The organism is Vibrio sabulosilitoris (assembly GCF_055391395.1).
In genome coordinates this window covers 2702194-2721427 of the sequence record NZ_AP029599.1, presented here as the reverse complement: position 1 = coordinate 2721427, position 19234 = coordinate 2702194, and the positions used below count along the sequence as shown (strand labels likewise).

General features: G+C 47.4%; 17 protein-coding genes. 12 read left to right on the top strand and 5 right to left on the bottom strand.

Annotation, left to right across the window (positions count from 1 at the left end; all coding sequences use genetic code 11):
* Nucleotides 1-76 precede the first annotated feature (76 nt).
* Nucleotides 77-2347, top strand: a complete 2271-nt coding sequence (gene clpA, locus ACZ5R2_RS12795; protein WP_464899763.1) for an ATP-dependent Clp protease ATP-binding subunit ClpA — start codon at nt 77-79, stop codon at nt 2345-2347.
* Nucleotides 2348-2428: 81 nt separating this feature from the next.
* Here clpA and ACZ5R2_RS12790 read toward each other — a convergent pair whose 3' ends face one another.
* A complete protein-coding gene (locus ACZ5R2_RS12790) occupies nt 2429-3286 on the bottom strand; it encodes an NAD-dependent epimerase/dehydratase family protein (protein WP_464899762.1) in 858 nt (285 codons plus the stop codon).
* 366 nt (nt 3287-3652) lie between these two features.
* On the opposite strand from ACZ5R2_RS12790, the gene torE reads away from it, so the two are divergent.
* The 3 genes from torE to torA are packed head-to-tail and all read left to right on the top strand — an operon-like array spanning nt 3653 to nt 7552.
* Nucleotides 3653-3829, top strand: a complete 177-nt coding sequence (gene torE / locus ACZ5R2_RS12785; protein WP_438457879.1) for a trimethylamine N-oxide reductase system protein TorE — start codon at nt 3653-3655, stop codon at nt 3827-3829.
* 57 nt (nt 3830-3886) lie between these two features.
* Complete coding sequence (gene torC / locus ACZ5R2_RS12780; protein ID WP_464899761.1) at nt 3887-5065, top strand: pentaheme c-type cytochrome TorC; 1179 nt, start codon at nt 3887-3889, stop codon at nt 5063-5065.
* A 24-nt stretch (nt 5066-5089) separates the two neighbouring features.
* The gene (gene torA / locus ACZ5R2_RS12775) at nt 5090-7552 is read left to right on the top strand and encodes a trimethylamine-N-oxide reductase TorA (protein ID WP_464899760.1); all 2463 of its coding nucleotides are present in this window, start codon (nt 5090-5092) and stop codon (nt 7550-7552) included.
* 229 nt (nt 7553-7781) lie between these two features.
* On the opposite strand, the gene ACZ5R2_RS12770 is transcribed toward torA, so the two are convergent.
* The gene (locus ACZ5R2_RS12770; RefSeq protein WP_464899759.1) at nt 7782-8234 is read right to left on the bottom strand and encodes a DUF302 domain-containing protein; all 453 of its coding nucleotides are present in this window, start codon (nt 8232-8234) and stop codon (nt 7782-7784) included.
* Nucleotides 8235-8345: 111 nt separating this feature from the next.
* Here ACZ5R2_RS12770 and ACZ5R2_RS12765 point away from each other — a divergent pair, with 111 nt between their 5' ends.
* The 3 genes from ACZ5R2_RS12765 to ACZ5R2_RS12755 all read left to right on the top strand — a co-directional run bounded on the left by ACZ5R2_RS12765 (nt 8346) and on the right by ACZ5R2_RS12755 (nt 10426).
* The gene (locus ACZ5R2_RS12765; protein ID WP_464899758.1) at nt 8346-8984 is read left to right on the top strand and encodes a hypothetical protein; all 639 of its coding nucleotides are present in this window, start codon (nt 8346-8348) and stop codon (nt 8982-8984) included.
* 35 nt (nt 8985-9019) lie between these two features.
* A complete protein-coding gene (locus ACZ5R2_RS12760) occupies nt 9020-9763 on the top strand; it encodes a DUF429 domain-containing protein (protein WP_464899757.1) in 744 nt (247 codons plus the stop codon).
* Between the two features lie 66 nt (nt 9764-9829).
* Nucleotides 9830-10426 carry a LysE/ArgO family amino acid transporter gene (locus ACZ5R2_RS12755; protein ID WP_464899756.1) on the top strand — a complete coding sequence of 199 codons (597 nt, stop codon included), beginning with the start codon at nt 9830-9832 and terminating at the stop codon, nt 10424-10426.
* Nucleotides 10427-10505: 79 nt separating this feature from the next.
* Here ACZ5R2_RS12755 and ACZ5R2_RS12750 read toward each other — a convergent pair whose 3' ends face one another.
* Nucleotides 10506-11399, bottom strand: a complete 894-nt coding sequence (locus ACZ5R2_RS12750; RefSeq protein ID WP_464899755.1) for a LysR family transcriptional regulator — start codon at nt 11397-11399, stop codon at nt 10506-10508.
* A gap of 116 nt (nt 11400-11515) precedes the next feature.
* On the opposite strand from ACZ5R2_RS12750, the gene ACZ5R2_RS12745 reads away from it, so the two are divergent.
* Nucleotides 11516-12574 carry a linear amide C-N hydrolase gene (locus tag ACZ5R2_RS12745; protein ID WP_464899754.1) on the top strand — a complete coding sequence of 353 codons (1059 nt, stop codon included), beginning with the start codon at nt 11516-11518 and terminating at the stop codon, nt 12572-12574.
* A 161-nt stretch (nt 12575-12735) separates the two neighbouring features.
* Here the strand turns inward: ACZ5R2_RS12745 and ACZ5R2_RS12740 are convergent, their stop codons facing one another.
* On the bottom strand, nt 12736-13935 hold the full coding sequence (locus ACZ5R2_RS12740; protein WP_464919417.1) for a hypothetical protein: 1200 nt from the start codon (nt 13933-13935) through the stop codon (nt 12736-12738).
* A 770-nt stretch (nt 13936-14705) separates the two neighbouring features.
* On the opposite strand from ACZ5R2_RS12740, the gene ACZ5R2_RS12735 reads away from it, so the two are divergent.
* Nucleotides 14706-16592, top strand: coding sequence for an Ig-like domain-containing protein (locus tag ACZ5R2_RS12735; RefSeq protein ID WP_464899752.1), 1887 nt, complete (start codon nt 14706-14708; stop codon nt 16590-16592).
* Nucleotides 16593-16878: 286 nt separating this feature from the next.
* On the opposite strand, the gene ACZ5R2_RS12730 is transcribed toward ACZ5R2_RS12735, so the two are convergent.
* Nucleotides 16879-17457, bottom strand: a complete 579-nt coding sequence (locus tag ACZ5R2_RS12730) for a DJ-1/PfpI family protein (protein ID WP_464899751.1) — start codon at nt 17455-17457, stop codon at nt 16879-16881.
* A 470-nt stretch (nt 17458-17927) separates the two neighbouring features.
* On the opposite strand from ACZ5R2_RS12730, the gene ACZ5R2_RS12725 reads away from it, so the two are divergent.
* From ACZ5R2_RS12725 to cspE, 3 genes are all read left to right on the top strand, one after another.
* A complete protein-coding gene (locus ACZ5R2_RS12725) occupies nt 17928-18125 on the top strand; it encodes a LysR family transcriptional regulator (RefSeq protein ID WP_464899750.1) in 198 nt (65 codons plus the stop codon).
* Nucleotides 18126-18141: 16 nt separating this feature from the next.
* Nucleotides 18142-18543 carry a LysR substrate-binding domain-containing protein gene (locus ACZ5R2_RS12720; protein ID WP_464899749.1) on the top strand — a complete coding sequence of 134 codons (402 nt, stop codon included), beginning with the start codon at nt 18142-18144 and terminating at the stop codon, nt 18541-18543.
* Nucleotides 18544-18928: 385 nt separating this feature from the next.
* On the top strand, nt 18929-19141 hold the full coding sequence (gene cspE, locus ACZ5R2_RS12715) for a transcription antiterminator/RNA stability regulator CspE (protein WP_464899748.1): 213 nt from the start codon (nt 18929-18931) through the stop codon (nt 19139-19141).
* Nucleotides 19142-19234 lie beyond the last annotated feature (93 nt).

Here is a 19234-nt window from a genome sequence, read left to right as displayed (position 1 = left end):
GTACTTCTTTAGGCAAGTTTCACAGCAATCCTTTGGCTGAGTTTTTGTTCGGATACGTTCCGTAATGGGGGTACTTATGCTTAATAAAGAACTAGAGTCGAGTCTAAATGGCGCATTTGGTCGTGCGCGAGACAAGCGACATGAATTCATGACCGTAGAGCACCTCCTGCTGGCGTTGTTAGACAACAATGCGGCGCGAGAGGCACTGACGGCATGTCAAGCCGACATTGAGGCCCTGCGCCAAGAGCTTGATATCTTCATTGACCAAACCACACCTTTAATCCCTGAAAATGACGATTCTCGTGAGACTCAGCCTACCTTGAGTTTTCAGCGTGTTTTACAGCGTGCCGTTTTCCATGTCCAGTCCTCTGGTCGTAATGAGGTTTCAGGCGCCAACGTGCTAGTGGCCATTTTCAGTGAACAAGAGTCACAAGCGGCTTACCTATTGAAAAAGAATGATGTCAGTCGTCTTGATATTGTCAACTACATTTCACATGGCATCTCCAAAGACACAGGCAGTGCGAGCAATGATCAAAGCTCTGGTCATGTTGGCGGTGAACCCGTCGAGGAAGCAAACTCAGAGGACCGTTTAGAGAACTTTGCCACTAACCTAAACCAAGTGGCTCGCAACGGTAATATTGACCCGCTGATTGGTCGTGATAAGGAGTTGGAGCGCACGATTCAGGTCTTGTGCCGCCGCCGTAAGAACAACCCACTATTGGTAGGCGAAGCTGGGGTTGGTAAAACCGCAATCGCAGAAGGACTTGCATGGCGCATTGTCGAGGGGCAGGTGCCAGAGGTAATCCAAAACAGTGTGATCTATTCGCTCGATATCGGCTCGCTTTTGGCCGGGACGAAATATCGCGGTGATTTTGAGAAACGCTTTAAGGCGATCCTTAAACAGCTTGAGAAAGAAGAAGACGCGATTCTGTTCATTGATGAGATCCACACTATTATCGGCGCTGGTGCCGCTTCAGGTGGTCAAGTCGATGCAGCTAACTTGATCAAGCCTCTTCTTAGCAGCGGTAAACTGCGCTGCATTGGCTCGACGACCTACCAAGAGTACAGCAACATCTTTGAGAAAGAGCGCGCGTTGTCACGTCGTTTCCAAAAAATCGATGTGGTTGAGCCATCATTGGATGACACCACTAAGATCTTAATGGGACTTAAGACCAAGTATGAGGCCCACCACGAGGTGCGCTATACCAACAAGGCATTGAGAGCCGCCGTCGAGCTTTCTGCTAAGTATATCAACGAGCGCCACTTGCCGGACAAAGCTATTGACGTCATTGATGAAGCCGGTGCACGCAGCCGCTTGGCGCCAGCGAGCCGTCGTAAGAAAACGGTCAGTGTGGCAGATATTGAGTCGATGGTGGCAAAAATGGCGCGGATTCCAGAGAAATCGGTCTCGTCATCGGATAAAGATATCCTCCAATCGCTGGATAGAAAGATGAAGATGTTGGTGTTTGGTCAAGACCCTGCCATTGATGCACTGAGTGAGGCGATTAAGCTTTCTCGAGCAGGATTGAGTGTCGACCACAAACCGGTTGGCTCCTTCTTGTTTGCGGGCCCTACTGGTGTGGGTAAAACGGAAGTCACGGTTCAACTTGCCAAGATGCTTGGTATCGAACTATTGCGCTTTGATATGTCTGAGTACGGTGAGCGTCACTCGGTCAGCCGTTTGATAGGTGCGCCTCCAGGCTACGTTGGCTATGATCAGGGCGGTCTGTTAACCGACGCGGTAATCAAGCATCCTCACTCCGTGGTATTGCTCGATGAGATAGAAAAAGCCCACCCGGACATCTTTAACCTGCTGCTGCAGGTGATGGATAATGGTACCTTGACTGATAACAACGGTCGTAAAGCAGATTTCCGTAATGTTATCTTGGTGATGACCACCAACGCGGGTGTTCAGGAAACGGAGAAGAAATCGATCGGCCTGATCCAACAAGACCACGCTCCAGATGCGATGTCGGAAATCAAAAAGGTGTTTACGCCAGAGTTTCGTAACCGTCTGGATGGTATTATTTGGTTCAATAGTCTCGATGAGCAGGTTATCCACCAAGTCGTTGACAAGTTTATCGTCGAGCTTCAAGTACAACTGGATGCGCGCGGCGTATCTCTGGAGGTCGATGAAGAGGCGCGTCACTGGTTGGCGAACAAAGGCTACGACAAGGCGATGGGCGCACGACCGATGGGACGTGTTATCCAAGAGCAACTGAAGAAACCACTGGCGAATGAGTTGTTGTTTGGGTGCTTGGTTGACGGTGGTACGGTGAAAGTTTCCTTCAAAGACGATGAACTTGAATTTGCTTACATTGGCTCAAAAGAAGAGGCGCTGCACTAAGTACTCTCCACTAGTAGGCAAGCAATACATAAGACCCGAAGTTTATGCTTCGGGTTTTTTACATTTTGCCTAATTGAATGGTTACTCTTTCTGCTCGGCTAAGCTATCCAGCGCCTCATAGACGTGTTGATAATAAAAGCGGTAGCCATGCTGGACTAGCTTGTCAGAGACGATCAACTTATCTGGGTGATGGTTGATGCTAGGCAGAGCTAAAGGTGCCTGCGACGCATGACCAAGCGTTCCTATCGCATGCTGATAGAACGTGGCTTTACTGACTGTATTGGGCGTTGTGACATTGAATATCTGTTGCTCGCCGCGAGTTAAGAGGAAATCAACGGCTCCAATGACATCGACTAAGTGCACCATGTTCGCTGGCGCATTATCACTCACACTTTTCATATGACGCACAAAACGTGCCGGGTGGCGTTTGGGACCAAACAGGCCTGAGCACCGCAGGACAGTGGCAGGCACTGCGCACTCCAATACGCAATGCTCCGCCATGAGTAGCTTGCGAGACTTATCACTCAGATGGCTATCGTTAAGCGTAACACTCTCTTCGGTCATCGTTTTATCCACTGAAGGATAAACCCCCGTAGTGCTGATCATCACCAGCTTATTAACCTCAAGATGCTCAGCGACCTCGGTCAGTTGGTGCCATTTTTGTTGATAACTCGCTGAGTGGACATCGGCTTGTGCAGCACGAAAGCCTGGAGGGAAACAGCCAATGATCACTTCGGGAGAATACGACTTTAGGCGCTCAATGATAGCTTGGGTTGAATCACCGCCTAGATTAACTACTTCGGTACTAAAGCCAAGGTTATTTAGCGCCTCAGCTCCTTCAGGCGAAGTCTTACTGATCACGACTGTGTGGCCAGATTTCTCCAGTTCAATGGCGAGTGGCACGCCTAGCCAACCACCCCCGATCACGACTACTTTCATCTTTATATCCCTAGCAAAATTCCCAGTGGTTAAATCATAACCTGAATAGGGCGAGGTAGGCACATGTTATCCACATTTTCTGTGGATAAAACTGATAGACGCCCAATTGATAGGGGCTAGCAGCGAGTCAACCGCTTTTTCAAACTAGTTTTGATAAAACACATTGGTGGATTTCAAAGGCTTTAAATCAAGTGCAATTGGTGATGCAAAAAGCGCGAAAATAGAGGGCATTTCTTGTGCTAGATGTTGGCGTGCGGGCTTGGGTATCTTAGTGGGTATGGTCTACGCTTTTAACAACTCACTCAAAAGTGTTCGCGCTCAGCGAAGATGAGTTTGTGTCTTAACCAAAATCGATAGGCGTTTTGTATGAATGAAGTTAACAAAGCAGAAGCTGATGAGCAGCGCTCGTTGGAGTGGAAAGCCTTTTTAGTCATCTCGGTACTTTTGTTTCCGGTTCTTAGCGTTGTACTGGTCGGCGGCTACGGCTTTATTGTGTGGATGCTGCAGGTGTTTGTGTTTGGTCCTCCAGGTACTCACGGCTAACATCCTTTTCTTATTCCCTGTGCATGTCACAGGTAACGTATTTCAGAGAAAAAGTTTATGTCTTTACTTCGCAAACTTTGGCGTGTTATGACACGCCCGGCTGTTCACATCAGCTTAGGGGTTCTCACCCTAGGCGGCTTTCTCGCCGGCGTTATTTTTTGGGGCGGCTTCAATACAGCCCTCGAGGCAACCAACACCGAAGAGTTTTGTATCAGCTGCCATACCATGCGTGACAATGTGTACGTAGAGCTACAAGATACGGTTCACTGGAAAAATCACTCTGGTGTTCGAGCAACGTGCCCGGACTGTCATGTCCCCCACAATTGGACAGATAAAATTGCGCGTAAAATCCAAGCCTCCAAAGAGGTGTATGCGCAGATTTTCGGTGGTTTAGATACCCCGGCAAAATTTGAAGAGCGTCGTTTTGAGCTTGCGCGTCATGAATGGGACCGCTTCTCAGCCAACGGCTCGCTTGAATGTAAAAACTGCCACAATTACCAATCGATGGACTTCGAGCAAATGTCTCCAACCGCGCGGATTCAGATGCAGTCAGCCGCGGAGCGCGATCAAAGCTGTGTCGATTGTCACAAAGGGATCGCTCATGCACTGCCTAAAGATATGGATCAGGCGAGCGGTATTGTCGGTGATCTCGAGCAGGTGGCTAACAGCACTCGTTACTCGAAAGGCAATGAGGTCATCTCGATTCGCCATCTTCCTCTCTACACCGATGCCAGTGGCGCCACCGAAGCTGGCTTATTAAGCCCTGCAAGTGAAGTTGCGATTGTTAACGAGCAAGGTGACATGATCGAGGTGCAAATTGATGCTTGGCGTAAATCAAAAGGGTTTGGCCGCGTGTTGCAAGAAGACTTCGGTATGAATATCTCCACAGCAATTCTAACCCGTGAGGTGTCACAGAGTGACTTGATCACAGTTGGGGCTTCCAAAGAAGATGAGCTAACGGGTCTGCCTTGGGAAGAAGTTTCGGTCAAGTTGTGGATGAAGAAAGGCTCGATGGTGCCTGAGTTTGATCCGATTTGGAACGCAGCCGGTGAGTCTTACGTCACTAACTGTTCAACCTGCCACACACAACCAGAAGAGGCGCACTTTAGTGCCAATGGTTGGGTCGGAATGCTTGACGGGATGATCGCGTTTGTGAACTTTGATAAAGATACCGAAGCCTTAGTCCTTAAGTACCTGCAAAAACACTCTTCAGACTTTGCTGAAGGTCATCACTAATACTGCGTCTACTGGAGCGATAACATGGCAATTACACGAAGAAGCTTTCTTAAAGGGGTCGCCGGTACCAGTGCAGCCTCAGTGATAGGACCAAGCTTGTTGACGTCAGTATCGGCAAGCGCAGCAGAAACAGAGGGCACATGGAAGGTTTCAGGTTCTCACTGGGGCGCGTTTCGCGCGCGGGTCTGGGGCGGTAAAGTGCAAGAGATTGTGCCCCTTGAGCTGGATAAGCATCCAACTAATATGTTGAATGGTATCAAGGGCATTATCTATAGCCCCTCTCGAGTGCGCTATCCCATGGTGCGCCTAGACTGGCTGAAAAAGCACAAGTATGCAGCTGACACGCGCGGAAACAATCGCTTTGTTCGCGTGACTTGGGATGAGGCTTTGGATCTGTTCTATCGTGAACTTGAGCGGGTCCAAACCGATTATGGCCCATGGGCGCTTCACACCGGGCAAACTGGCTGGCGTCAAACTGGGCAAATGCACAGTTGTAACAATCATATGCAGCGAGCCATGGGTCTGCACGGCTATTCAGTGAAAAAAGTCGGCGACTATTCAACTGGGGCGGGGCAAACCATAATGCCTTATGTGCTTGGCTCGACCGAAGTTTATGCGCAGGGTACATCTTGGGAGCTGATCCTCGAAAACAGTGACAACATCATTATTTGGGGCAATGATCTAGTCAAAAACCTTCAAGTGGGTTGGACCTGTGAAACCCATGATTCGTTTGAGTTTATTGAACAGCTGAAACAGAAAGTCTCCAACAAAGAGGTCAATGTGGTCTCCGTTGACCCTGTGCGTAGCAAAACCACGCGATTCCTCGAGAATGAATGGCGCTATATCAACCCTCAAACCGATGTGGCGTTTATGCTTGGTATTACTCATGAGCTGTACAATAAAGACATGTATGATAAAGAGTTTATTGAAACTTATTGTCTAGGTTTTGAGGACTTTATTAAGTATGTGCAGGGTGAGACCAAGGACAAGGTAGAGAAAACCCCCGAATGGGCATCGGAGATCTGTGGTGTATCACCACAGGAGATCCGTGATTTTGCCAAAATGCTGGTCACTGGCCGTACGCAAATCTTGGTTGGCTGGAGTATCCAGCGCCAACAACATGGTGAACAGCCTTACTGGATGGCGGCAGTGCTTGCCTCTATGATTGGCCAGATTGGCCTTCCAGGCGGTGGTATCTCTTATGGGCACCACTATTCGGGTATTGGGGTCTCATCAACTGGGTTTGCCGCACCGGGCTCCTTCCCACTCAACATTGACCAAGGGCAAACGCCAAAATATACCAATCAAGATTTCAATGGCTACAGCCGAGTCATACCCGTAGCACGCTGGGTTGACTGCTTGCTTGAACCAGGCAAAAAAATCAATGCTAATGGCTCGGTGGTGACGCTGCCTGACGTAAAAATGATGGTGATCAGTGGCAATAATCCTTGGCACCACCACCAAGACCGCAACAACATGAAAAAGGCGTTCAAGGCACTGCAAACCGTGGTTACGATTGATTTTGCCTGGACTGCGACCTGTCGCTTCTCCGATATTGTTCTACCGGCGTGTACCCAGTTTGAGCGTAATGATATCGATGGCTATGGCGCCTACTCGGGTCGTGGTTTGATTGCGATGCACAAGCTGGTGGACCCGCTTTTCCAGTCTAAGACTGATTTCGATATCATGACCGAGCTGACGGCGCGCTGGGGCAGGGATAAAGACTATACCCGTGGCATGTCAGAGATGGAGTGGGTTAAATCACTTTATGATAGCTGCAAAGCCGCTAACGAAGGTAATTTCGATATGCCGGAGTTTGATGAGTTCTGGCAGCAAGGTGTATTAGATTTCGGTGTTGGTGGCACATGGACCAGACATGCATCGTTTCGTGATGATCCTGAGATCAACGCACTCGGAACACCGTCAGGCTTTATCGAAATCTCCAGCCGTACGATTGGCAATATGGGCTACGAGCACTGCCAAGAACATCCGATGTGGTTTGAGAAATCGGAGCGCTCACACGGCGGACCAGGGTCAGAAAAGCATCCATTCTGGCTTCAGTCGTGTCACCCAGACCACCGCCTACACTCACAGATGTGTGAATCAGAAGAGCTACGGGCGACCTATGCCGTGCAAGGGCGAGAGCCTGTGTATATGAATCCCGATGATGCGAAGAAAAAAGGCATCAAGGATGGGGATGTGGTTCGAGTATTCAATGACCGCGGCCAACTGTTAGCCGGTGCGGTATTGATGGATTCCTATCCATCTGGCGTAGTGCGCATCGAGGAAGGGGCGTGGTATGGTCCGCTCAACGAGCAAGTCGGCGCCCTCGATACCTACGGTGACCCCAATACTTTAACGCAGGATATCCCTTCCTCAGAGCTCGCCCAGGCCACCAGTGCTAACACCTGCTTGGTAGACTTCGAGAAGTTCACCGGGGAACTGCCACCAGTTACGTCGTTTGGTGGGCCGTTGGAAGTGATCTAAGAGCAGAGGCGAGAGTCGAGATCGGGCTTTGCCCTGCGAGTACGCTGCGCTCGAGGTGGCGTTACACTTGACAGCACTGGTAGAGGTTGGAAGATTTTTCGCCTTTCGCCTTTCGCCTTTCGCCTCTCGCCTCTCGCCTCTCGCCTCTCGCCTCTCGCCTCTCGCCTCTCGCCTCTCGCCTCTCGCCTTTCGCCTCTCGCCTCTCGCCTCTCGCCTCTCGCCTCTCGCCCTATTCAGAGGTAGCCACCTTAGCAAATCCCGCCAGTGCGGCCTCTATCTTGGCCAGTACTGCATCACATCCGTTAATATCATGGCGCGTTGCGAGATAGGTTGGGTCGTTGTAGGAGAGCCAGACTTGTCCTTGTTGGTCCTGGTAGATGAGCGCTTTTTGCGGCAGATCGATGCCAACGGTTTGACGGCACGCCATGAGTGGTGAACCAACCTTTGGATTACCGAAGATAACGAGCTGGGTTGGCCTTAAATCGACGTCAACTTGCTGCGCTGCCTGTCCGTGGTCGAGGCGGGCAAATACGGTCATCCCTTTTGCAAGCAGTGCTTGTTCCAGCTTATCGGCAGTGGTTGTCACATCTGACGCACTTTTTAGCGTTATCAATCCGTTTGACGCCGTGACGGAAACGCTGCTCAGTAGAGCGATCGCAATCAGGCTAGCACGTATTATCATGAGTTACTCCCTGTTATATCGATGTTGAAACTGCATATTAAGGTTACTTGAGTATAGTGCTTAGTTAGTTGATATACTGGCGTAAGTCATCTTTGCTGAATGTGGACCCACATGAGTAAAATAATCACCGAGAGTGTTTACTTCATCCGAGCCAACTTTTGGCCGATGGCCGCTATTATTGGGCCATTTTTGTGCACAATCGCATTATTGGGAGCCTTCGTTGAGGTCACTGAACATCCGATGATGTCATGGGTGTATGTCGCACTGTCGCTCTCTGGTCAGTCGTACTACATGTGCCGACTGATCAAGTATATGGCATCTGTCGCAACGGGTGGCTGTTTTGACCCGTCTGTCTCGATGGCTGAATGGGTTAGGTTATTGATTGTACATATACTGTATGGTGTTTCCGTCATGATCGGCATGGTTGCCTTAATTATTCCAGGCCTTTACCTCTCAGCGCGGCTGGGATTTGCCGAGTTTGAGACCGTACTGGATAACAAAAAGCCGTTTGAAGCACTTAATTCAAGTTGGCAGCAAACCCAGGAGTACGCCCTTACACTGATGTTTGTCGCTGGCATCGCAGCGCTTGCTGCATTGGTCTTTAGCTCGCCAATCACGAACTTAAGTGACCTAGATTGGGTATTGCGCATTGTTGGCGGCGCGTTAATCAATATCATTTGGTCGAGTGTTTTATTGCTGGTATCGGTGATCTATTTTCGCGCATACGTGCTTAGCCTTGGCTACCGTTAATGTGGCTTAGCTCATAGAAGAGGTTAATCAAAGGGATGAGATTGATTGGAATAGATCTCGCATGGCAGACCGAAACCAACCCCAGCGCCTTGGCGATTGGGCATTTAGTCGATGGTAAGTTGACCCTAGAGTCGATTGATTCGGCACTTTATGGGGCGGAGAGTATTGTAAATCGAATACGGACGTGCGATAGGGTAAAGGGTATTGCGATTGATGCCCCACTAATCATCAATAATGCCACCGGGCAGCGTGATGGCGAGAGGCAGTTGGGGCGCGACTATGCCTCGCGCAAGGCAGCTTGCCATCCGACGAACCAAACCCTATATCCAGACGCCTCTAGCGTTGCGCTTGCTCAACAGCTAGAGACGCAGGGCTATCAGCATGCACAGGGAAAGCAATGGCAAATCGAGTGCTATCCTCACCCTGCGATGATTGAGTGCTTTGCGCTGTCTGAGCGCCTGCTGTATAAAAAAGGGCGGGTTGCAGAGAAGAAAGCTGGGCAGATCCGTCTTGCTCAATTGATAACCCAGCTACACAGTTCTCCAGTAATGCCATTGTTGATTGACTCCAGTCTAGGCATCTATCTGCAGCCGGATTATATCAATAGCCTCAAAGGACGAGCAGTCAAAACTAACGAGGACGTATTAGATGCGATAATCTGCTTGTACATCGCTGGGTTGTATCAAACTGGTTGCTCTGGCACCTTATATGGTGATGTTGAACAGGGCTATATCTGGGTGCCTCAAACAAGATGCATCAGTTTAGGCGCTTCCCCCTAACAGAGTGTGTATTTCAGACAAGTTGGTATCCGATTAAATAAGTTAGATGAATAGAGAGAGACGAGATTGACTACCTTCATAGCAGGCTTTTCTTTGGGGCTGTCGTTAATCCTAGCGATTGGGTCGCAAAACGCGTTCGTGTTGAAACAAGGCCTAAAAAAGCAGCATGTCTTTGCCGTTTGTTCGGTGTGTGCGATATCAGATGCACTTTTGATCAGCGCTGGTGTGGCTGGTTTTGGTGCTATGGTGGAAAAGTTTCCTCAAATAGAAGTCGTTGCTCGCTACACAGGGGCACTGTTTCTGACCACCTATGCCATCTTCAGCTTTCGTTCAGCACTACGAGCTCGTCACGCGATTAATCCATCGGGTGAGAGTTCGGCATCGCTGTGGCGGTCAGTCGGCATCTGTTTGGCGTTCACCTGGCTCAACCCACATGTGTATCTCGATACCGTTGTCTTACTCGGCTCCATCTCTACTCAGTACCAACCCGATCACGTTTGGTTTGGAGCAGGGGCGGTCACCGCCTCATTGGTGTTCTTTTTTACGCTTGGATTTGGTGCGCGTTTATTAGCTCCGATATTTGAAAAACCTCGAGCTTGGCAAGTGTTAGAGCTTTTGGTTGGGGTGATCATGTTGACGATTGCAATTTCTTTGGTCAGCTAGACAAGTTACAGTTGTCTCTTATTGGCTGGAACTCGGTTGTGGGATAACTACCAAACCATCAGAGGTATGGAATTTACTATCAACCGCTTGCTTGCATAAACCACTGGCTGATCAATTGAGTGATCTCTTGCTCTAGGGGCTGGCTAACAGATGTTGAAGGTGATAGAAGCACGTAGCCATAGTGGCCGGACTGAACGGCGAAATCCACTTCAAGCTTTTTGAGCTGCGGCCCAAACTGGTTGATAAGGAAGGTAGGAAGTAGCGCATATCCTTCTCGACATAGTAGGTTGACCAACAATCTAGGGTCGCTGAGTAAGCTGACCTTAGACGAGATTTTGGTTTGATTCCCGAGAGGACCAAAAGTAAAGCCTTCTAGCACGAACTGCCTTTGTAGCTGAAGTTCGACCATTGACACTCTTCCCATGTCTAACAAATCTGAATCTTGATGGACGAAGAAGTCAAACTTTGGATACCCTAAGTTGAGGAAGTTAATGCCCTTATCGGGATGAATCGCACCTTTATTGAGCGTGATGGCAAAGTCGCATTCACTTTGCTCGAGCATACCCAATGCATCGTCTAATGTGCGCTGGAGCCAATTGACTATGGTTTGCGGAAATGCCAGCCTGAACTGCTCATCAAACCTTGCGATCACTTCGACAGGAATCGAGGGATCATAGCATATGGTCAGCTCGGTTTTTTGCCCAGCACAGAGGCTATCCGTCGCCACTTGGAGTGCATTCATTTGATAAACAATAAAGCGTGATGGGCGTAGCAGTGACTGACCATCGTCAGTTAAAACCGGAGAGCGACCACTGCGTTCAAAGAGAGTAACCCCCCAATCAATCTCAAGCTCTGCGACTTGTCTATGCAAAGTAGAGCGGTCTTTACCAATTTTGCGCGCCGCTTGGCTGTACGAGCCGTGTTCAGCCACGGCGACAAAGGCATTTAATTGTTCAAAGGTGGCGTTAGGCATAGTTGCTTACCTCCAATTTGACTGAATGTTGCAGATTATACAACAAACCTGATTTTTTCTGCAGGAAAGTTTGGCGTACATTGTTCCACGAAACAAACAGTCAAAAAGGTATAACAATGATGAAGTTTACTAAGAAGCCGCTGATCGCATTGATGGCAGCAGTTACAGTATCCTCTTTCTCAACCGCAGCGAATGCCTGTTCCCGAATTCTTTGGGAAACAGAAGAACACGGAGTGTTCGTAAGTCGCACCATGGACTGGATGGAAGAAAACTTCCCAACGGTAGAAGTACGCGCATCGGGACAGAGCTACAAAGGTCATGAGTCGGAGAACGGCCGAGTGTGGACCTCTAAGTACGCCTCGATCGGTATGACACTGTATGGTATCGGTATCGTCGATGGCTTTAATGAGGCAGGTTTTTCGGCTAATGCCCTATACCTCGATGAGGAATCGGCGGGTGACCTAACTGGCGACAAAGACCAAGTGCTTAACGCAACGTTTGTCGCTTACTTGTTGGATAGCTACGCGACCGTTGAACAAGCACTAAAAAATCTAGATCAAATTGAGATCCAACAATTTGAAGCCAATGGCACCAAAATGAGTGGTCACTATTCGATTCAAGACGCTAGCGGCGACTCAGCGATCCTTGAGTTCGTTGATGGCAGTTGGAATATTTACCACGGCAAAGAATATGACGTGATGGTAAACAGCCCGACTTTCCCAGAGCACCTAGCAAACTGGGAAGAGACGAAGCCAAAAGAGGGCGAAGTGATCCATGGTGACCTAACCGTGCCAGGCAATATCCTGTCTTCACAGCGTTTTGTTTGGAACAAGTTTATGAAGATGCAATTGGAAGAGCCGACCAGCTACACCAATGGCCTAGCTAAGCTTGACAGTGTGACTTACAAAGTGCCACTTGATGCGGCAAACCGCCCTAACGCTGCTGGCGAGATGCGTGGCTACGCAACCATCTACTCGGTGGGCTACAACCTTGATCAGCAAGTTATGCAGGTACGTTACCAGTTTGGTGATGCCTATACGCACTTCTTCGTTGACTTTAATGAGCTGAACGATGGCAAGAACTACAGTGTTCAAGCTTACCGTCCAGACCTCTTCGGTGATGTGACCAGTGAAATGGAAGTATCAGAAGGTGTGATGGGTCAGTACAAGCTGTAAGCAATTAACGGCTCATCATTAATCAAGCCGCCCTCAGCAGAGAGGGCGGTTTTTGCTTAGTTTGCACAGAGGGCAAGGCGGATTATAACGTCATCTCTTAGTTTTTAATGGCTTGTTTAATTTAGCAAAAATGAGAATGAGCGTTCTTTGGTAAATACTATTTAGTTAATCTCATTTTTAGATTTAAACTCGACTGCTTCAATGTGGATTACACTGTCCTCTTCTGCATTGCTGTCAAAAATAAATCCAAGGTTAATAGTGACACTCTGGCCTGTTGATAACTGAAAATTATCTATAATGCTGATAAAATCTTCCCACGATTGGTTGGCAGGCCTCCAAAGCACTGTTCCACCCAAGGTATGAATTTCTACTTGCCTTAAAGTATGTTGACCTTGATCTTTCACACCAAAAATAATGTTTGGCTCCGCCATATCATGGAGGTAAAGCTCTTTGCCCGGTTCAAGAACGTTGTAAAATGAAAGGTTCTCGTAACTACTTGCTTCCCCTGTAGTCAACTCAAAATCGTGGCCTTCACACTGCTCCACACGGTTTCCGAACTTGCGATAAAAACCAACTAAGCAATCATTGCTTTCAAGTTTAATTTTGCCTATCTCAAGAGGCCTATTATCGAGTGGCTCGCTTTTGAAAGTAACCATTACTTCTTCATTGTCAGGTGATTTACCAAAAACGTCGTAATATCGACTGCCTAAGAAAGATATAAACGACGTACCTACTAACCACTCATGTTCTCTAATGATGCCAGATATTGGATGGTGAGTATAAAAAGTCGCTCTTACACGACGACCAGAATAGGGTGCGTCAAAAATGGAGTTGGCGAGGCTTTGTGCACTGTACAGATCTTCACTCATATTCAAAGTAAAACTAGCTGGCATGGCATGATCTTTTGTAATGAGTTTGTAACCGTTACATTCTAGATTGACGAGATTGTCGTAGGCACACCAAGGTATGATTGGAGTATTTTCTTGCTCCCAACTTTCATCCCAATCGAAGTCTATATCCGTTTCTACAGAGTAGTAATGATGATGGTAACCAGGCTTCGCTTCAGAGCTATTCTCGAAGTCAAAATTAGTCATCTGGAAAACGATGTCATAAGATTCACCATTGACAAACCCATGACGGTACCAGTTCTCTGTCGCTTCGATGATGGTGTCATTAATCGTAAGACCAAGTAAGCTTGGTGTGTCTTCTGCGGTTACGAAAGTAAAATGCTCGTTTTTCAGCGGTATTGTAACCTTGCCTTCGTCTGCAAGCGTTACAGTGTATTCACCTCTTACGACGTAGGAGTCACTTACAGGTAGTTCAAGTAGCTCAGCCTCATTTTCTGATACGACCTCAATCACTGAGCCACTGCTAACAGCGACAGTAATTGATTCATTTAAGTTGAAGGTTCCGACGAAATCGTCTCTCTCACCGTCTACGTAGATAACGTAGTTCTCGATATCAATGTGCGATTCAAAGTCATCGTTGTTACTCGAGCGACTCATTGGGCTTGTGATTACACCCCAATCGAATCCTATTTTTACATAGCGAGATGTGTCTTGCTCCGTGCTTGAACTGTCTGAATGGCACCCACTAGCTAACAACATAGCAGTGAGTAAACATATTTTTTCACATTAGTACCTTGTTTTAATTAGAAAAATTGGGCGAAATATTAACACTATATGCAATCTATTCTCTAAGAAACTTTAGGTACGATTGTAAGCAACTTTTAATCTTGCACGTCTAGCTTGAGCCACACTTCTTATGCCGTGGAATTTCTAATGTCTGTGAGCACGTCTTGTCCTTGCCACCCTATATCTGTTCTCGAACCCGGGTAGGTGTTTTATGACCAAAAATAGAATACGGTGACTCCCTTGGTACTTAGATTATCAAAGCGTACTATGGGGGATCGTGGGGCGCTTACTCAATCCCCCCAGTTTAACGAGCTAAACAAGACCTTCTAAAGTGCAAGACTGAGCAGCACCTCACATTCTGTAGTTGCATGTTTTTTAATCATTTGTTGGAACTAAGATCATATGCGCTCGATTTACTATAGATACGTAAACCGATAGCCTTTGTTGTACATTTTTTGCCCTTTTACTTGATTTTAGGGACATTTGGAACAGAGGTTATGATGAGTAAATTATTTAGGCGTATTTTTACGATCGTTTGTTTACCACTAGTAGTACTGTTAGTCGGTTGTAACTCCGGCTCTGGAGGAAGTGATGGGGACACTGGTGATGCAGCTCAATTGGAGCGTATCGATATCACCGCACCGATGCCAACAACAAGAGGAACCAGTGATTTAACGCTGGTGAGAGGCAGCAAGCAACCCTTTGAGGCTGTTGGTCACTACTCTGATGGTTCATCAGAAACATTGACGGATTTAGCTATCGATGACTGGCATACCTCCGATCAAGATATTGGCTATTTTGACGAGCCCGGAGTGCTAGTGGGTGGTGATACGCTGGGCGTTGTCACCATATATGCCACAAAAGACGGTATTACCAGTAACGAGGTGAATGTCACGGTCACGGATCCCATGATGACCGGGCTCCAAGTTACCCCTGCTAGGGTCAATGTCGCAAAAGGTCAAACAGAATCATTGACTGCAACCGCGACCTACGATGATGGCACGTCTGCTGACGTCACGACGATAGCGTCTTGGGATTCAAGCGACACGGCGACCGCAGTGGTCACAGCAGACGGGACTCTATCTGGTGTTGAAGTGGGAACGACGACGGTGACCGCCACGAAAGATGGCGTGACCAGCAATAGGGTGAATGTGACGGTTTCGCCAGCAGCGGTGATGACAGAGATTCAAGTGACGCCTGCGACAGTCAATGTCGCGAAAGGTCAAAGTGAGCCATTAACGGCTACAGCGATATACGATGACGGCACCTCCTCTGATATCACAAACTCAGTGGAGTGGACTTCAGACGATACGGATACCGCTACAGTATCATCAGCGGGTTTGGTGTCTGGTGTTGACATAGGTAGCACGACACTAACAGCGACTAAAGGCGCCATTACCAGCAATACGGTCGATGTCACTGTCTCGGCAGCAATACTGACATCAATAGAAGTAACAATTAGACCGATGAGAGTAACAACCTCACCAATTAGTCTAGCAAAAGGGCAAATTGAGCCTTTAGTCGCCACGGCGACATACAGTGATGGCACAACTTCTAACATCACAAACTTCGTAACATGGATGTCAGGCGATACGAATATCGCTACGGTCACATCAGAGGGTTTGCTGACGGGGGTTGACGTGGGCAGTACTACAGTCACAGCGTCGAAAGATGGCGTGACCAGTGCGCCTGTGACGGTGAGTGTCTCGGCAGCGGTCATTACCGTGATTCAAGTGACCCCGGAGAAAGTCAATGTAGAGCAGGGTATGACTGAGCAGTTAATGGCCACCGCGACGTACAGTGACGGCACTGTCTCAGAGATAACAGGCTTAGTGACATGGACGGTAGTTGATACCAATATCGCTACGGTGACAGCTTCAGGTTTGTTGTCTGGTATTGAAGAGGGTAACACCACGGTAACGGCTACTTATGATAGTCAGACCAGTAATGTAGTGAAGGTAGATGTATGTATTTCAATCGCTGGTGCATGCCTTGATATCTTGGATGTAGGCGACGGTAAATTATTTACCAACTCACCTTCAGCGTATTACTTAAGCAGTATCGGTGGTAGTCCAAATAATGGCACGGTCACTGAACAGGCAGGAACATTTCAGCATTTCAACTTAAGCAACGCTAATAGACTGTGCACGACTTACAACACCAAAGGTATCGGCGGACGAACAAACTGGCGCTTGCCGGCAGAGAATGAGCTAAAAATGGATCTCTTTGATGCATACGGCAATATGTTTGATGCACGTAATTGGCCGACCGCTAAGCGTTACTGGGTGATTCGTGGAGTGGGTAGTCTACAAATGAGCCTTAGGGATGGTTCCACCTCATCCCCCTCCGGCACCGGCTATATTTCCTGTATCTCAGAGTTATAAGTTGAAAGTCTAGTTAAGCAGCAGGCACCCTATTACAAAAGGGTGTCTACTGCCCGTACATTCAAAGACATGAAATCAAAGGCTCTAATGTACATAGGCATAGTACTGTCAAGGCGAAGGCCCAACACAGTGTAATCAAAGCTGACCAACCACTGCCTTTTGCTGTCGATGCTTAGCCACTTCTACATTCAGCAAGCATCGTTACCAGTGTTGCTGGACAATAAAATTTGAAACTAGACAATAAAGTTCGAAACTTTTCGATGCTTAAACAGGCGCTCAATATGTGCTATTCACAATTTTGCCAGTTATACTCCATTTGCCTTGCCACTGTCTTGGCAAACTCAAGGCTGTGGTGCTTAGAAACAAGATGCAAACTCATATCAATGCCCGCTGATATCCCTCCTGATGTTGTGTATTTCCCTGATGTTACCCAACGTCGATTATCAATAACTTGCAGGTTAGGAAATTGGGCAGTTAAGTCTGGAATATCTTCCCAGTGAGTAGTAACTATGTGGCCATCAAGTAAGTTCGATTTTGCTAGAAGGAACACCCCTGTGCAAACAGAAGCAATTTCATTAGTTTGAGGGGCAATACGCGCTAACCAGTTCAAGATGTTTGATTTACCCATTTCATCGGTATGAACCCCACCAACGACAACCAATAGATCGATATTAGGGTGGTTCTGTATCGTATAGTCAGGTAATACTTTAAACCCACCACGAGCCAAAACGGGCTTGTTAGTTTCCGATATGAGGAACACGTTTTTATAATCCGCTCCCAGCCGTTTTGCAGTGCTGAAAACTTCAAATGGACCTGAAAAATCTAGCACTTCTGCTTTATCGTAGATATAGATACCTATATTCATTGTGCCTCCTTACACATAGCATTTTACTAGTATGTAGACTTGTTTTGCGACCACAGAGCATAGACAATATTATTAAACCCATGACTGACCACAATAAAGGCTTGCTTGCGCCTTTTTCTCCTGCGATCTCTGTGCATCATTTATTATATGACTATTGACTGATAAGGACCGCCAGCTATGGCGAGATTCAGATGATACAAACTTGTGCAAACTTGGGATGATGTTACACCCGCCGAGTCCAGGTGAAACCTACTAGGGGAAAAAACGCGGTATGACCAAGTGAATATGCTCAAGAGTATCTTGATTTTCAGTTCTATAGCCGAAAGGAAAAGCCGATTTTGCGCTACGTGCGCTTGTTATCGCCAAAAGGGATGTTTACATTGACACGATGCTGCAAAGTGATAACGCAGCTCCTCTTACTCGCAAAGCACCCGTGAGCATCATCAAACAAAGCACCTAGGAGTCGGCAATTGGATCTTAATCTAGTTAGAGTGTTCGTTGCGGTATACAGCAACGGCTCTTACACGCAAGCAGCCAAAGCCCTGAATATGACCCAGTCAGCGGTTAGCCAGGCGGTCAAGCGCTTGGAAGAGAGTACCGGAATGCCATTGTTTGTTCGAGAAGGGCGGGGGGATTGTACCAACAGCAAAAGCTGTGGCAATGGCTGAGCCGTTGGAGACGGCAATGAATTTGATCAATGGGGCATTTTCATCCGAGCGACGGATAATTGGGTATGGTGTCGAGGCGATATTGCACGCCATTGGGACGCTCGACGGGGTCAAATTTGTTTTGCCGCCGAGTAATCAAGCTCAAGCGTTTGAAGATCTGCGCACCAACAAGGTGGAACTTATGATCGACAATGCAACAACCAATGACCCGGCCTTTGTGGTAGAGAAGCTCGCCGAGCAACCGAGTGTGGTGGTTTGCCGTAAAGAGCACCCACGGCTTACACAAGAGCACATCTCCAAGCAGGACTTTTTTGCGGAAGAGCACGTGGTATTAAAAACACGTCGTAGTGGCAGTCAGCTTCTTGATCTTCTTACGCCGGAGAACTTTGAGCCAATGACCATATTATGGGTGTCTTAAAATTTGCTTGGGGCAAACCACCTCAGTAAGCTAGTCAGGTTAGCCTGATGTTGGATAAAATATGACACAGAGCCTTCATACTTAGGGTCTTAGTATGAATGTTGCGTATCTATGTGAACTTTTTGCATAAATAGTGGTTGTTGCTATGAGTCAAATCATCTCAGATTCAACTAATTCAAAAAAAAAAAATAAAGCTGTTCATTTTGAAAGCAACCTGTATAGTGCCCGCAGCTCTTGCAAACGAGCTATTAGTGAAAATTTAGTACAAGCCCTTTCCCAGTTTCCTTTCGATATCTTCGTTTAGCTCCTGCGATTGCTTCTCGTCATAGTTTTTTAAATAGCAGTTGCTCGAAGTCTCACAATTATTAATTTATTAGAGGTATCTATGTCTACTAAAACTACCGGTTCAGTAAAATGGTTTAACGAATCTAAAGGCTTTGGCTTTATTTCACAAGATAACGGCGGCGCGGATGTATTTGTACATTTCCGAGCTATTGCATCTGATGGCTTTAAAACGCTAGCTGAAGGCCAAAAAGTTAGCTTTGACGTCGAGCAAGGTCAAAAAGGCCCACAAGCGTCGAATGTTATCGCGCTATAAAAGCATGGGGTGTAATGCAATTGCATTGCACCTATATTCTTTCCATATACTATTACTTATAACATTCAGGAGTTTTATTGTCTCGAAGGACTA